At 58.3% G+C, this 15,393-nt stretch carries 10 protein-coding genes; 4 read left to right on the forward strand and 6 right to left on the reverse strand.

Annotated features, from left to right (window positions below; all coding sequences use genetic code 11):
* Nucleotides 1-960, reverse strand: a complete 960-nt coding sequence (locus tag BLT38_RS09110) for a YihY/virulence factor BrkB family protein (protein ID WP_083344890.1) — start codon at nucleotides 958-960, stop codon at nucleotides 1-3.
* Between the two features lie 120 nt (nucleotides 961-1,080).
* Here BLT38_RS09110 and BLT38_RS09115 point away from each other — a divergent pair, with 120 nt between their 5' ends.
* From BLT38_RS09115 to BLT38_RS09130, 4 genes are read left to right on the forward strand one after another with little or no spacing between them, the layout of a single operon-like run.
* Nucleotides 1,081-2,346, forward strand: coding sequence for an alginate lyase family protein (locus BLT38_RS09115; RefSeq protein ID WP_231966833.1), 1,266 nt, complete (start codon nucleotides 1,081-1,083; stop codon nucleotides 2,344-2,346).
* 28 nt (nucleotides 2,347-2,374) lie between these two features.
* Complete coding sequence (locus BLT38_RS09120) at nucleotides 2,375-4,489, forward strand: glycoside hydrolase family 20 zincin-like fold domain-containing protein (protein WP_083344891.1); 2,115 nt, start codon at nucleotides 2,375-2,377, stop codon at nucleotides 4,487-4,489.
* Nucleotides 4,486-5,649, forward strand: coding sequence for an N-acetylglucosamine-6-phosphate deacetylase (gene nagA, locus BLT38_RS09125; RefSeq protein WP_083344892.1), 1,164 nt, complete (start codon nucleotides 4,486-4,488; stop codon nucleotides 5,647-5,649). Before BLT38_RS09120 ends, nagA begins: the two co-directional genes overlap by 4 nt.
* A gap of 27 nt (nucleotides 5,650-5,676) precedes the next feature.
* Nucleotides 5,677-9,582 carry a sodium:solute symporter family transporter gene (locus BLT38_RS09130; protein ID WP_083344893.1) on the forward strand — a complete coding sequence of 1,302 codons (3,906 nt, stop codon included), beginning with the start codon at nucleotides 5,677-5,679 and terminating at the stop codon, nucleotides 9,580-9,582.
* 263 nt (nucleotides 9,583-9,845) lie between these two features.
* On the opposite strand, the gene cobA is transcribed toward BLT38_RS09130, so the two are convergent.
* The 5 genes from cobA to BLT38_RS09155 form a co-directional block, all read right to left on the reverse strand.
* Entirely contained in the window at nucleotides 9,846-10,643 is a 798-nt protein-coding gene (gene cobA / locus BLT38_RS09135; protein ID WP_172838205.1) for a uroporphyrinogen-III C-methyltransferase, read from the reverse strand.
* Entirely contained in the window at nucleotides 10,640-11,293 is a 654-nt protein-coding gene (locus tag BLT38_RS09140; protein ID WP_083344895.1) for a precorrin-2 dehydrogenase/sirohydrochlorin ferrochelatase family protein, read from the reverse strand. Before BLT38_RS09140 ends, cobA begins: the two co-directional genes overlap by 4 nt.
* A 70-nt stretch (nucleotides 11,294-11,363) precedes the next feature.
* The gene (locus BLT38_RS09145) at nucleotides 11,364-13,112 is read right to left on the reverse strand and encodes a nitrite/sulfite reductase (protein ID WP_083344896.1); all 1,749 of its coding nucleotides are present in this window, start codon (nucleotides 13,110-13,112) and stop codon (nucleotides 11,364-11,366) included.
* A 9-nt stretch (nucleotides 13,113-13,121) separates the two neighbouring features.
* Nucleotides 13,122-13,811 carry a phosphate signaling complex protein PhoU gene (gene phoU / locus BLT38_RS09150; RefSeq protein WP_083344897.1) on the reverse strand — a complete coding sequence of 230 codons (690 nt, stop codon included), beginning with the start codon at nucleotides 13,809-13,811 and terminating at the stop codon, nucleotides 13,122-13,124.
* Nucleotides 13,812-13,947: 136 nt separating this feature from the next.
* Nucleotides 13,948-15,216, reverse strand: a complete 1,269-nt coding sequence (locus BLT38_RS09155; protein WP_083344898.1) for an MFS transporter — start codon at nucleotides 15,214-15,216, stop codon at nucleotides 13,948-13,950.
* Nucleotides 15,217-15,393: the final 177 nt, after the last annotated feature.

Below are 15,393 nucleotides of genomic sequence, written 5' to 3' on the forward strand. Positions count from 1 at the left end.
CTAGGATTCCCCCCGTGCCTGCAAGGCCGCCATGTGCATCGCATGCCGTGTTGCAGAGAAATGTGCTCCTGCCAGCAGGAGCAGTCCGCTGAGAAATGCCCAAAGCATCAGGCCTACCGAGATGTAAAACGGCCCGTAAACATTTTCAAGATCAAGATGCGGCAGAGTGAAGATGTACAGGAACTTTGCCCCCTCCCAGAGCAAGCCCGTCACGATTGCAGTGGGCAACACCGCCATGGGGGGAATCTTGCGATTGGGCAGGATCCAGTAGATCAGGAAAAAGATACCGATGGAACTGATGGTGGCCACAACGCTGAGAAATCCATTGGATAGCGCGGTGTAAAACACATTGTTCGTATGGCCAAAGAAGATGAAACCAAGCACCGACTTCTGCGCGGTGGACATGGCCACCGAGAACATGGCAAGCAGCCCGACGGAGATGGCCAGTCCTAGCGAAACAAGCTGATTGCCGAGATAGCTGCGATTCTTGGGAGCGCGCCACACATTGTTCAACGCCACTTCCAGTGGCAGAAACACGCCTGTGCTGCTGATGAACAGCATGATCACCGAGAAGATCTGCACGCTCTTGTGGGGATGAGCGAGCAGATTCATGTTGCGCATGACGAAGTCCTGCCCCGTTGGCAGGTAGCTGTACATGAGTTCGCTAACAACGTTCGCCATCTGCTGCGAATGAAAAACATTGCGCGACAGTGTGAGCAGCAACACGATAAATGGGAACAAGGACAGGATCACGTTAGCGGCGACAGAAAAGGCGTAGGTATGAACGTCTGTCTGTGTCAGATAACGCAGCAGTTCCATGAATTGTGCCGCAGAGCCGCCCTCCACCGGATCGGGCCAAAGCTCTCGTTCGCCAGGTGCTTCACTGACCTTACTGAGCTTTTCCGCTGCCTCCGCCGGCACGGGTTCGCTTGCGTTTTCCTGCGGCGTGATAAACGGCATAGGGGCTGGTCTGCCGACTCCTGGAAAGGCGGTTGGAACGATGCTAGCAGAGGCGGCATAGGGGATGCTTGCACACCCTCATTTGACCGCAAGGCTTTGAAATTGAGACGTGTAAGAGCCTTGGAAAGACGCGATGCCATCCCGTTAGAACGCGAAGGTGATAGGCTCTTCGGCACGATGTCTCCCCGCTCCAAGATCGCGCTTTCCCGCCGTGCATTCCTCTCCGGAATGACTGCCGCTGGTTGCGCGTATTCGCTGGGAGGATGGAGCCAGGCGGCTGAGAATATTCATTTCAATGTGGCCGAATACGATCGCGACAATATTCTCGCCGGGGCAGCCGATGCCCTGAAGCTGGCACCGCAGACCGTCACCTCTGTGCCCGCACCTAAGAAGCTGGCGAGTCCTCATTTGTATTTTTCAGAGGACACGGAGTGGTTCGCGATCGAGGGTGGTCACTTTGAGCATCGACCCGGGTATTCCAATCCTGCGGCGTTTTCGCAACATCGCGATGCGCTGGTGCGGATGAACGGCGTGGTGGCCGCGTGCGTTGCCGCGTGGCGGCTGACTTCAGAGGTGAAGTATGCGCAGCACGCCTTGAATCATCTGCGAGCCTGGTTCATCGACGCGGATACGCGGATGGAGCCGAATCTGGATCATGCTGCCTGTATTCCGCCTTCCGTTGATGGCAGTTTTCGGGGTGTCGAAGACACGGTAATGCTGGCGGAGACTTCGCGTTGCGCGTCGTTTCTATGCGCTTACAACGGAGCTGCAACTGAGGATGATGCCGCCGCGCTGCGCAAATGGTTTACCGACTTCACCACGTGGATGAACGAAAGTAAGCCAGGCTTTATTGCGCGTGAGATGAAGGATCGCACCGCCATCTGCTGGACTCTGCAGGCGGCCGAAATGGCTCGATTCACGCGCAACGGCGCGCTGCAACTGGATTGCCTGCATCGCTTCCGTGACAAGCTGCTGCGCGAGATGAATTTCGATGGCCAGTTCCCCGCCGAACTGCATCGGCCTGATGCTTATGCCGCGTCCATCTTCACACTGGATTGCCTTTCGATGACGTGCGAGGCGGTGTCGTCGCCGCTGGATCGGCTGTGGGACTACAACCTGCAGGACGGACGCGGCATGCGGTCAGCGGCGGCATGGCTGTTTCCTGTGCTGCTAAACCGTGGGGCCTGGAAGTTTCCATCTGACGCGGAACATTTCACCGATTGGCCTGTACGCCAGCCGAGCCTGTTACTCGCAGGACGTGCATACAGTCGCTCGGAATACATTGTGTTGTGGAAGCGTCTGCCGCTGGAACCGAAGAAGCCGGAGTTGCTCCGGACGTTTCCGATGCGACAGCCCGCACTCTGGACGGTACGTCCGCCTGCCTAAAGGCAGCCAAATCATTTAGTTTGTTTGCATGGCCCTTGCCCCAAAGTTGCGCCGACTGTCTCTCCCCTGCACGTTGATGTTCAGTGTCACGGCTCTCTCGCAGATGGCGCTGATCCCTACGCCACGCGAGGCAAACGCTGTTCGTGCGATTCCTCTTTCGCAGGGTGTGAGCATTGTTTGTTCTGCGTGCAATGCAGACGACACTTTTGTAGTGAACGAACTTACGCGTCAGCTTCGTGAAAGCAACATTGTGGTTACTGCGTCCGGTTCGGCACACATCACTTTGTTGCGCTATGGCAGTGATGCAGGCAAACAGGCGTTGAGTGTCGCGCATGTGGCGTGGTCGCCCGAGATGCAGGACGAGGGTTACGCCATTGTTCCTGACGCATCGGGCGTCAGCGTTGTGGGTGCGACGTCTGCGGGTGTGTTCTACGGGGCGATGACAGCAAAGCAACTGATCGCTGGTAGTGGCAACGCGGCGACTTTGCAGACAGCCAGCATTCGCGATTGGCCTGCGATGAAATATCGCGGTCTGCATGATGATCTTTCGCGCGGACCTGTGCCGACGCTTGCGTTTCAGAAGGAGTTGATTCGCAAGCTTGCGTCGTACAAGGTGAATGTCTATTCGCCGTATTTCGAAAACACGATGCAGTACCGCAGCGAGCCGCTGGCCGCACCTCCGGGAGGTTCGATCACGCCGGAGCAGGCGCGTGAGTTAGTTGCCTACGCTGCGCAATATCACATCACCGTGATTCCCGAGCAGGAAGCATTTGGCCATCTGCATTACATGCTGAATCAGGAGATGTATGCGCCGCTGGCAGAGACTCCGCATGGACATGTGCTGGCGCCGGGGCAGCTGGGCTCTGTTGAGCTGACGAAGCGAATGTATACGGAGTTGGCAGCGGAGTATCCTTCGCCGCTATTGCACATTGGTGCAGATGAAACAGTTGAGCTTGGCAAGGGACAGACCAAAGCTGCAGTGGATTCACGTGGTCTTGGCCCTGTGTATCTTGACTATCTGCAAAAGACCGTTGCAGCGCTGAAGCCGTTGAATCGTCGTTTTCTTTTCTGGGGCGATATTGCGATGAAGGAGCCTGCGCTGCTGAAGACGCTGCCGCCGGACTTTAAACAGCAGACCATTGCCGTAGGTTGGGAATACAACCCGCATACAAGTTTTGCTCCGTGGATTAAGCCGTACACCGATGCGGGTATGGAGTGCTGGGTGGCACCGGGCGTGAATAACTGGAGCCGCGTGTGGCCCAACTTCAACAATGCTCTGCCTAACATTCAGCAGTTCACCGCACAGGGTCAGGCTGCGGGTTGCACCGGGCAATTGAACACACTATGGGAAGACGATGGCGAGGCATTGTTCAACAACAACTGGTATGCGCTGCTGTTTGGTGCGCAGGCCGCATGGCACAAGGGTGAAAGCTCGATTCCGCAGTTTCAGGACAGCTTCGCCCAGGTGTTTCACGGCGATGCCAGCGGCAAGGTAAATGAAGCGCAGAAAGAATTGATGGCCGCGCATGCCGTCTTGAAGAACGGATTCAAGACGAGCGATGCTTCCGACCTGCTGTTCTGGATTGATCCGTGGAGTGCTGACGGACAGATTTATGCGCCGAAGATTCGGCCTTATCTGCATGAGTTGCGCATGCACGCGGAACAGGCGATTGTGTTAGTCGAACAGGCTCGTAACTCTGCAACATTGCGCGAGCAAGATGCTCTGGATGCAATGGAACTTGGCGCGCGCCGCATGGATCTGATCGGCTTGAAGTTTCAACTGACTGACGAGATGGCAACGACGTACGACAATGCCTATCGCTTGCAGAATGCTAAGGACAAAGACAGCCGCACCGAAGTATCGCGCGATTTGAATGACATCAACGCGGTAAACGGCAAGCTGCAGGATCTGCGCAATCAGTATTCGTTGATGCGCGATCTGTATGAGGCTGCGTGGCTCAAAAGCAATCGCCCGTACTTCCTGCGTAATAACCTTGCGCGGTATGACTACACGCTGAACACGTGGCTTAGCCGCATTGATAAAGTGCGTTCCGCACAACGACAGTGGGACCGCACGCAAACGATTCCTCCGGCATCCGAAATTGGATTGCCCGCGCCGCCTGCGCCAGGAGCTCCTCAATGACTGACGAAACGAAACTCGCATCCGGCACACACCCGAAAGCCATCGCAGCGAAAACGCTGATCACTCCACACTCGGTAGTGCATGAGCCACTGCTGATTTTGGAAGACGGCAAGGTCCAACAGGTGACCTCGCTGGAACGCGACGTGTTGCCGGAAGGCGCGCTTTATCTGCCGGAAGCAACGCTCAGCGCTGGGTTCTTTGATGTCCACGTGCATGGTGCGGGCGGACGCGATGTGATGGAAGGTACGCCCGAAGCCATTGATACCGTGGCACGCACGCTTGCACGGTACGGCACGACGCAGTTCCTTGCGACGACTGTCACCGCTGGCATCGACCACACTCTGCACGCATTGGAGAGCATCGCGAATGCAATTGAATCGGCAGCGCCGGAACATGGCGCAGAGATTCTGGGCATTCATCTGGAAGGGCCATTCCTTTCGCATGAAAAGCGCGGTGTACATAACCCAGAGTTGCTGGAGAAGCCTTCGGTTGCACTCTTTGACCGTTTTCAGGAAGCGGCACGAGGTCACATCAAACTGATGACCGTTGCTCCAGAACTACAGGATGCGCTGGAGATGATCGCGCATGCGAGCGAGAAGGGTGTCCGCATCAGCATGGGTCACAGCGATGCAGTTGCAAGGCAAGCGCGAGCGGGCATCGCCGCAGGTGCTGTAAGCGCGACGCATACGTTCAATGCCATGCGTGGCCTAACGCAGCGTGAACCGGGCATGCTGGGCGTTGTACTGGATGCCAAAGAGCTGTATGCGGAATTAATCTGCGACGGCATTCACACCACGCCAGAGGCTGTCCGTCTGTGGTTCCGGATGAAGGGTGAGGAGCGCGCAATGTTGATCACCGACGGCATGGCCGCTACCGGCATGCCAGACGGCGAGTATCTGCTGGGTGACATGAATGTCCAGGTGAAGGACGGAGTGGCGATGTACGCAGGCGTGCTGGCGGGGTCCGTGCTGACGATGGACCGCGCCGTTGCCAATGTACAGACCTTCACCGGCTGCGGACTGGATACAGCCGTGCGGTTAGCGTCACGCAATCCCAAGAACATGCTGAGCCTGCCTTTTGACGAAGCGGAGGCGAGTTTCAATGTCTTCAACGCAGCAGGAAGCCGCGTAGGAACCATCCTGCGAGGAGAGGTTCTGTAACACTCCTGTCACCTGTAGACTCGATGCATGCCGACGCGGCTTCATGCCTTCGACCTTGGACTGATTGTCCTTTATCTGATTGCGATCACCCTGTTTGGCCTGCGCTTTCGCAAGCCCACAGACACATCGCTGTCGTCGTACTTCCTTGCCGCGCGCAGCGTACCGTGGTGGGCCATTGCGCTGTCCATCGTGTCGGCTGAAACCAGTACGCTGACGATCATCAGCGTGCCGGGCATTGCCTTTGGCGGCAATTTCACCTTTCTGCAGCTTGTCTTCGGCTACATGATCGGCAGACTGCTGATCTGCATCCTTTTTCTCCCGCGCTACTTCGATGGCGAGTTGTTCACCGCGTATCAGCTTATCGATCGTCGCTTTGGCCCAATACTGCATAAGGTCACTGCTGGTTTGTTCCTGTTGACGCGTGCTGCAGCGGAAGGCGTGCGCGTCTATGCGGTCAGCATTGTGGTGGGCATTGCGATTGGCACGAATGACATTGCCAGCATTGTCATCATCAGCATGTTGACGTTGGCTTATACGTTTGAAGGCGGCATGGCGGCGGTGATTTGGACCGATGTCGTGCAGATGTTCCTATACATCGCAGGAACCATCATTGCTCTGTTCACGCTGGGTGCAAAGGTCGATGGCGGATGGGCAACGGTGCATGCCGTTACCAGCGCGGCGCACAAGTTGCAACTGTTCGACTTCACCGTAAACCTGACCTCGAATTACACATTCTGGGCCGGTGTGATTGGCGGCGCATTCCTGACCATGGCTTCGCATGGCACCGATCAGTTGATGGTGCAGCGTCTGCTGGCTGCGAAGAACCTGCGTGAGGCACGAGTCTCGCTGTTGGCCAGCGGTGGCGTTGTCTTCCTGCAGTTCACTCTGTTCCTGGTGATTGGCGCGGGGTTGTACGTGTTCTATGGACAGCATCCGGCGTTGCTTATAGTGCATGGTTCGGATCGCCTCTTCCCTGCGTTCATCGTGCAGCAGATGCCAACTGGCGTTGCAGGATTGCTGATCGCGGCGATTCTTGCGGCAGCGATGTCTAACCTTTCCGCAGCATTGAATTCCCTGTCTTCAACGACCATCGTGGACTTCTACATGAAGCTGAATCCCAATGCGTCTGACACGAAGCGTAATCTGCTGTCACGTACAGCAACGCTGCTATGGGCAGTTGTACTGGTTGCCATTGCTATCTATTCGGTAAAGGTAGGAGGCAAAGGACACGTTGTGGAGATGGGGTTGTCCATTGCGTCGGTTGCGTATGGTGCGTTGCTGGGTGTGTTCCTGCTGGGAACGCTGACTCGCTATGCGACACAGTTTGGCGCAACCGTCGGTATGATTGCGGGCTTCGCCTTCAACCTGGCTCTGTATCTGCCAAAGATCCTTCCTGTTCCCCCTATTCATATCGGAGGTTTCTCTCTGTCTGACATTGCGTTCACCTGGTATGTGTTGCTTGGCTCCGTTGTGACGTTTGTGGTTGGCTCGCTGTTCAGTCTTATGGGCAAGCCGCGTGCGAAGGCTGTTGCTGCGGTATTGGTGATGGTCGTATTTGGCACTGCATCGATGCGTGCGCAGAGTGCCGACTTCTCCGAGATCGATACGCTGATGGCGCAGGCGCTGAAGGACAAGCTGTTGCCTGGTGGCGTTGTCGCCATTGGTAGCAATGGACGCGTCGTCTATGAGAAGGTTTATGGCAATCGTGCGGAAGATCCGGCGATTGAGGCGATGACGGAAGACACCATCTTCGATATGGCGTCGCTGTCCAAGTGCATGTCCACTTCCGTTGCCATCATGCAGTTGTATGAACAGGGCAAGCTGCAGTTCGATGATCCGGTGGTGAAGTATCTGCCGGAGTTTGCGTCCAATGGCAAGAGCAGTGTGACAATCCGTGAGTTGCTGACGCACTACAGCGGATTGCGTGAAGATGTGTCGCTGAAGGATGCGTGGAGCGGCAAGGCTGAAGGCGTGAAGCGCGCGATGGAATCGGACCTTTACGGACCTCCGGGAAAGACCTTCAAGTACTCCGACATCAACTTCATCACTCTTGGCGCGATTGTGGAGAAGATCAGCGGTGAACCGCTTGATGTCTACGCAGCGAAGCATATTTTTTCGCCGTTGAAGATGACGGAGACGGGATACTTCACCCCCCACTGCCCTCACCTGTACTGGGAACCAGCCCCTGTTACGTGCCCTGCCGTGTCAAGTGCGGCAATGCGTGCACGCATTGCACCCACAGCCCATAACGACGACAAGCCCATGGATGACGACCGTATGTTGCGGGGTGAGGTGCATGACCCTACGACTCGGCGCATGGGTGGTGTCGCCGGTCATGCTGGTGTATTCTCCACGGTGCATGACACCAGCCTGTTCGCGCAGGCTCTGCTGGATCGGCTGGCGGGACGTCCGAGCAACTTCCCCCTGAAGCAGGAGACGCTGCGGCTGATGTGCCAGCCCGAGCAGCCTACGGGTGCGAAGGGGCTGCGTGGCTTTGGATGGGATATCGACTCGCCCTACTCGCGTCCGCGAGGCACGATCTATCCGGTGGGCAGCTTCGGGCATACAGGCTTCACTGGCACTTCGGTGTGGATGGACCCGCGTAGTGACAGCTATGTGATCCTGCTGGCGAATGCGGTGCATCCGCGTGGGCGCAAGCCGATTACGCCGCTGCGTGGCACGATTGCTACGGCCGCGGCGAAGGCACTGGGATTGGACAAGCCGTTGCTGGGTAAGGCAACACTCACTGGTATTGACGTGCTGGAGCAGACCAACTTCCAGGCGTTGCATGCACTGGCTGCCAAGACACCGGGACATCTGCGCATTGGACTGCTGACCAATAACACCGGCCTGAACCGCAGCGGTAAGCGCACCATTGACGTGCTGTATGCGCAGCGCGGCAATGGGATTGAGCTGACCACGCTGTTCGCGCCTGAGCATGGGATTCTGGGCGCTGAGGACCATGAGGGTCTGGGCAATGCCGTGGATGCAGCAACACATCTACCCGTGATCTCTCTGTATGGGGCGAAGCTAGCCGACCGCTATCCGAAGGTGGAAGACCTGCAGAAGCTGGATGCGGTGCTCATTGACCTGCAGGATGTTCCGGCGCGCTTCTATACCTACGAGACCGAGATGGGTTACGTGATGGAGTCGGCGGCCAAGGCTGGCACGCAGGTTGTGGTGCTGGATCGGCCAGCGATCACGAGCGGTGTGCAGGTTGTTGGGCCGGTTGCCGATGCGGGCGTGCAGAGCTATGTCGACTACATGCAGGAACCCATGTCGCTCGGGCTGACGATGGGTGAGCTTGCAGGGTTCTTCAATGGGGAGAAACAGCTTGGCGTGAAGCTGAGCGTGGTGAAGATGCAGAACTGGCAACGCGGTGTTTGGTATGACCAGACCGGTTTGCCGTGGGTGAATCCTTCACCCAATCTGCAGAGTATGAGTGCGGCTACGCTTTACACCGGCATTGCGTTTGCCGAGTACACAAACCTTTCTGTTGGCCGCGGAACGGATGCGGCGTTTGAGCAGGTTGGCGCTGCGTGGATTGCTTCCGATGCGGAGGCGAAGAAGCTGGCTGACACGCTGAACGCTCGTGCGATGACGGGTGTGACGTTTGCACCGGTGACGTTCACTCCGGCGAAGCCTTATCCGTTTGCCGGACAGGCGATTCATGGCGTCCGTGCGACCGCTACCGATCGGACACGGCTTGATGCACCTGCGATGGGCGCGGAGTTGCTGGCCGCAGTTCATGCGCAATATCCGACGCAACTGCTGTTGGCGAAGGCACAAGGCCTGGTGCTGAATAGTGCGACGATGCAGGCGCTTGCTGCCGGGAAAGATCCGCATGACATTGTGGCAGCGTGGGAACCGGAGCTTTGGAAATTCCGCGAGGCGCGACAGAAGTATCTGCTCTACAGCTACCTACCGGAGTAAGGGGGTACCCCTCCCCTGTTTTTCTAAAATCGTCTTTCTATTGGGGTTACGGCGAGGGTGGCGCTAAAATCGTCTGCCCATTGGGGTTAGGGGTAAAATCGTCTTTCTAAACGAGTTAGGGCCGCGCTATGCGCGGCCCTTCATCTTGCCTGTTTTTATTGTAGTCCTGCACATGTGGGATCGTGCCAACAAATTTTGTTGGGTAACGCATTTGGAATGATTGGCTTATACCGCCTCGGGACGCACTCGGGGATTGACAGGGTTCAGAATGATGGCGAAGTGAGTGCTGAAGCTGCATCTTTGACTAGATGATCCGCGGTTTCATCGTGCTTGCCTTCGAGCATGGACACCATGGCTCGGCCGATGAGGACGAGCAGCGGCGCGTGGCCCGGTTGCAGGTTGCCGAAGTCTTCGAGTGTGGCGGCGACGGCGGATTGCTGTGGTGTGGCTGCGGAGGAGATCGCTACACAGGGCATGTCTGTGGGGACGCCGTGAGCGCTGAGGTCTTCTGCGAGCGTCTTCAGGTTGCGGCCTGGCATGTAGATGGCAAGCGTTGCGTCCTCTGGCAGAGGGCCCTGCCACATGGGTAGCGGATTGGTCTTGTCTGCCGCGTGCGAGCCGCTGATGAGGATGAGCTTGGAGGCGGTGCGGCGGTCTGTGAGCGGGAGTTGAAGCGTGGCTCCTGCGGCGAAGACTGCTGACACACCGGGGATGACTTCCGCTGGGATGTTGGCTTGTTGGAGGGCGTTGAGCTCTTCCGCAGCGCGACCGAAGACGAGCGGATCGCCGCTCTTGAGACGCACGACACTGAGATTGCGGCGCGCGGAATCGATCATGAGTTCGTGGATGCCTGCCTGCGTGATGCGAGGGCGTCCGCAGCGCTTGCCGACGCTGGTGATGAGTGCGTGCGGATTGGCAAGTTGCACGATGGCGTCGGGAACGAGGTCGTCGTGGAGGACAACGTCTGCCGTGGCGAGAAGGCGCGCTGCCTTCAGCGTGAGCAGGTCGGGGTCGCCTGGGCCAGCGCCTACGAGATAGACCGTTCCCTTTTGCGCGCTCATCGAGATACCTCCGCAGGATTCCGCTCGGGATAGTGTTCGCGGGCGTGTCGTTTCGCGATCTGGCGAGAGGGGCAGGCTTCGGCTCCACAGACTTCGCGCTGGGCGAGCTGGTGCAGGAGTTGTTTGCGCGGCTCGCCGAGGGGTTCCATCTGGAGGACTTCGCGACGGAGGCGTCCGAGTTCTTCCAGCCAGGGGCCAATGTCATGCGGCAGCGCTTCATTCAACGCTTTGCGAAGCTGCATGGCATACGCGGGGCTTTCGCCTGCGGTGGAGATGGCGATCTGAAGGTCGCCACGGCGGACGATGGATGGGAAGAAGAAGTCGCAGTAAGGTGGGTCGTCGACCGCGTTGACGAGTATGTCGCGGGACTGTGCTCCGGCGAAGACTGCGCGGTTGACTTCAGGAACGTCGGATCCGGCTACGGCGAGGTACATGTCGTCCAGATCGCTGTCCTGAAACTCGCGAAGGTGGAGGGTGATTTCTCCTGCTTCGGCTTGTTGCTGGACCTTGGCTGACGCGCGTGTGGCGATTACGGTGATCTGCGCTTCGGCGTCGAGCAGTGATTGGATTTTGCCTTCCGCAATGGATCCTGCGCCGACGACGAGGCATGGGCGATTGGTGAGTTTCAGGAAGATTGGGAAGAGTGACATGAGGCTGGTCCTTACGACTTACTACGCTCCGCTCAGGATGATGGACCTCCGAGCGGAGCGGCAGGGTTGATTACATCTCTGCAGGCGGGCGACCGCTGGGCTTGTCGCGTTCTGCGGCTGCGACGACTGCTCCTGCGAGCTGGCCACGAAGTTCTTCGTCGGAGAAGCGGGCGAAGTACTGGCGGAGGTTTTCGTTTTGGGTGCGGTCCTTCAGGTACGTCTTCAGCAGACGCTCCATAGCGACCGGAACTTCCGTTGCGGGCGCGCGGTAGCCGATGGCGCGGGCGAAGCCTGCGTGTTCACCGAGGGCGCCGCCGAGGCAGAAGTAGAAGGCGTCGACCATCTGGCCTTCGTGCTTGACCTTCTTGCCTTCGAGGCCGATGTCAGCGATCCATGCCTGGCCGCAGTTGTTGGGGCAGCCGGTGACGTTGATGCGGAGCTGCTGGTCGAAGTTGGGGACGCGCTCCTCCATCTCGTCGACGAGCCAGCGGGAGAAACCCTTGGTTTCTGCGATGGCGAGTTTGCAGAACTCCGTGCCGGTGCAGGCGACGGTGCCACGCCAGAAGTTGGTGGCTTCGACGTGCAGTCCGAGGGCATTGATTTTCTCAACTAATGCTTGAACTTTTTCGTTTGGCACGTTGGTGATAATGGCGTTCTGCTGGATTGTGAGGCGCACATCTCCATTGCCGTACTCGTCAGCGAGGTCGGCGAGGGCGTGAAGCTGGGAGGCGTCCATCCGGCCACGGAGGACCGTGATGCCCACCGAGGAGAGGCCTGCCTGCTTCTGCGGAAGAACGCCGGTGTGGTCGCGGTAGATGTCGTCGGGCTGGGTTTCTGCGGGTGCGGGGTCCAGCTTGTAGCCAAGCTTGCGCTCGATTTCCGCGAGGAAGGTTTCGGCAGTCCAGCCGTCCTTCATGAACATGTACTTCAGGCGCGCGGTGGTGCGGCTTTCGCGCAGGCTACCTTGCTGGTCGCGGAAGATTTCGGTGATCTTGTAGCAGACGTCTTCTGCCTGATCCTGCTTAACGAAGGCGTTCAGGCGGATGGCGAGATGCGGTTCCTTGGAGAGACCGCCGCCGACGCGGACGGAGTAGCCGACTTCACGCTGGCCGTTGACGGTGCGCTCGATGGCGGTGAGGCCGATGTCGTTGATCTCCGGATAGTTGCACCATTCGGGGCAACCGCCGACGGTAATCTTGAACTTACGCGGCAGGTTGACGAAGTCCGGATGGCCAGTGAGGAAGGCAGCTACCTTCTTCGCGAGCGGTGCGGCATCAAGGAGTTCGTGCTTGTGCAGGCCTGTGAGCGGGCAGCCAGTGACGTTACGGACGACGTCGCCGCAGGCACCCTTGGGCGACAGGCCGACCTTGGAGAGAGCGTCGACGACGAGCGGCAGCGACTCAATGGTGAGCCAGTGGTACTGGATGTTCTGGCGCGTGGTGATGTCGGCGAGATCGCGGCCGTGGTCACGCGCGAGGTCGGCGAGGACGCGGGTCTGTTCGCTGGTGAGGATGCCGTTGGGGATGCCGACGCGCATCATGAAGTATTCCGTGGCCTTGCCTTCGCCACCGACGCCGCCTACGGCACCGATGCCGTCGCCCTGCGTGTAAATGCCCCACCACTTGAAGTAAGCGCCAGCCCAGTCGGGCACGACAGATTCACGGCCTTCTTTGGCGAAGGCGACGACTTCATCCCAGTGCTCCCAGGGGTTCTTTTCAACCTTGAGGCGCTCCATCTTTTGCGCCTTCGTCTCTTTCTTTTCGACGGCGGGCTTTGCTGGGGTTACGGGCGTGGCGTTGCTCTGGACTTCGTCTACCATGATTCCCTTCTACTGCGCCGCGGCTGCGGCAATGTCGTTGTGGCGTACGTCAGAACCGCGCACCCAGAAAATGACGTCTTCGGCGATGTTGGTGGCGTGGTCTGCACTGCGTTCGAGGTTGCGCGCCACGATGATGGAGTTGAGTGCGTTTTCTGTAATTTCCGGCCGGCGGGCCATCTCATCGCGGAGGGCGGCCTGCGTTTCGCGGTTGAGACGGTCCATCTCGTCGTCCATGGTGAGGACTTTTTCTGCGAGGACGGGATCGCCTTCGAGCAAGGAACGGATGGCGCGGCGGATCATTTTGACGGAGAGCGCGCCCATGGCTGCGAGATGGCCAGGCAGGTTTTCGGGGCCTGCGTCAGGGTTCGTCTTTTGCAGCTCTGCACAACGTTTGACGATTGCGGCAGCCTGATCGCCTACTCGTTCCAAGTCGCCATTAATTTTGATGACGGCCATAAGGAAACGGAGGTCCATTGCCATGGGTTGTTCCTTGGCGAGGAGCTCGTAGGCCATTTCGTCGACACCACGCTCGGCGGCGTTGATGGCCTGCTCGATATCGTAGACATGGACGCAGAGGCCTGTGTCGCGCTGCAGATACGCCTCGACGGACAGTTCCAGCGCCTGCTGCGAAAGGGCTGCCATAGCGAGCAGCTTGTCTTTGAGCATGGCGAGTTGTTGCTGGAAATGGATACGTGGCACGGCTAGGGGTTTCCTATCCTCTATTGTCGCGGAAAATTGATTTCTGCGCCAACTTTTTACAGAAAATGGGCAAAAAGTTGAGATTACGGTTTTGAGTGGTCAGACCAGTTGTGCTTTTTGAGGCTAATCGCAGTGGTCAGGCTGGTAGGTCCTCCACGGAGGACATGCTTTGGCCCTTGGCTTCCCTGCCAAGACCGGCGAGGAGAGCCACGGCAACCGCTACGATTGCGACTGTCCAGGCGAGGACGGGTGTCAGGTCGCCATGGAAGTACTTGCGCGCCAGCGCGGTCTGGAACTTGGCGTTGCGCGAGGAGAGCAGGTTGCCGAGCTGGTAGGCCAGGCCCGGAAAGGTGGCGCGAACGGCGGCAGGCGAGAGCTCGTTGAGGTGTGCCGGGACGATGCCCCAGGCGCCCTGAATCATGAACTGCATCAGGAAGCCGCCAGCGGCCACCATGATGGGTTCCCAGGTGAAAGCCCAGATGTAAATCATGGGGATCGCAAGAAGCGCTGCGATGACGATGGAGCGGCGTCGGCCCCAGCGTTCAGACAACGTACCGAAGGTGATGCCGCCGAGGAGAGCGCCGATGTGGCCTACGTCGCTGACCCAACCGACGCGTCCTGGAGTGAAGCCCTTTGCCTTCTGCAGGAAGGTGGGATACAGATCCTGCGAGCCGTGGCTGAAGGAGGTGAAGGCCGTCATGAGGAGGACGAGAAAAAGGAATGTGGGCAGGTAGTGTGCGATGTCGCCCAGGTGGATGGTGGGTTTAACGGCTTTTGCCTGACCGCTGCGGTAGGCGGGAGACTCTTCCACCTTGCTGCGGATGTAGAAGACGAGGATGGACGGCAGCGCTCCGATGAAGAACATGACGCGCCAGTTCACCAGCATGCCTGTGCCGTGAAGATGCGGGAAGACAAGGCCGTACACGGTTGCTGCGAGCAGGTTGCCGACAACGTAGCCTTCCTGCAGCAGGCCGGAGAAGAAGCCTCGGCCTTTTTCTGGCAGTGTTTCAAAGGCGAGCGCTGCGCCGACGCCCCATTCGCCGCCCATGGCGATGCCGAAGAGAGCGCGGAAGACGAGTAGCCAGCCGAGAGTTGGCGCGAGGCCGGAGGCTACTTCAAAGACGCAGAAGCTGATGATGTTGATCATCAGCGTGGGGCGTCGGCCAAACTTCTCTGCCATGGCACCAAAAATGAGAGCGCCAACGGGGCGCATGACGAGTGTCCAGAAAAGGGCTTCCGTCACAGTCTCGACGGTGGTGTGGAAGTCACCCGCGATGGCGGTAATGCAGTAAGTGAGGATGAAGAAATCAAAAGCGTCCAGCGCCCAACCAAGGAAGCAAGCGATGAAAGCATTCTTCTGCGGCGACGTGAGCGCACGCCACTGATGCACAATTCCGGAGGCCATGTTTGAAGGAATGTTAACGGCTCTGCGGCAACACAGGCCATAAAAATCTTTCACGACGAAACATTGTGGCTTTGTGATTCGGTCTGCGACCGATGAACTGCAGACTGAATGCGCGCAAAAAACACCTGTGAAGGTCGCATGACCTTTGCGAAAACTAAATGCATTGGCGCTCGGTCG

The sequence above is a fragment of the Terriglobus roseus genome (assembly GCF_900102185.1).
Classification (GTDB): domain Bacteria; phylum Acidobacteriota; class Terriglobia; order Terriglobales; family Acidobacteriaceae; genus Terriglobus; species Terriglobus roseus_A.

Bases quoted from the DNA above. Each gene is read 5' to 3' on its own strand.
- BLT38_RS09110 (WP_083344890.1), bottom strand. From the start codon at position 960: ATGCCGTTTATCACGCCGCAGGAAAACGCAAGCGAACCCGTGCCGGCG.
- BLT38_RS09120 (WP_083344891.1), top strand. From the start codon at position 2,375: ATGGCCCTTGCCCCAAAGTTGCGCCGACTGTCTCTCCCCTGCACGTTG.
- nagA (WP_083344892.1), top strand. From the start codon at position 4,486: ATGACTGACGAAACGAAACTCGCATCCGGCACACACCCGAAAGCCATC.
- BLT38_RS09130 (WP_083344893.1), top strand. From the start codon at position 5,677: ATGCCGACGCGGCTTCATGCCTTCGACCTTGGACTGATTGTCCTTTAT.
- cobA (WP_172838205.1), bottom strand. From the start codon at position 10,643: ATGAGCGCGCAAAAGGGAACGGTCTATCTCGTAGGCGCTGGCCCAGGC.
- BLT38_RS09140 (WP_083344895.1), bottom strand. From the start codon at position 11,293: ATGTCACTCTTCCCAATCTTCCTGAAACTCACCAATCGCCCATGCCTC.
- BLT38_RS09145 (WP_083344896.1), bottom strand. From the start codon at position 13,112: ATGGTAGACGAAGTCCAGAGCAACGCCACGCCCGTAACCCCAGCAAAG.
- BLT38_RS09155 (WP_083344898.1), bottom strand. From the start codon at position 15,216: ATGGCCTCCGGAATTGTGCATCAGTGGCGTGCGCTCACGTCGCCGCAG.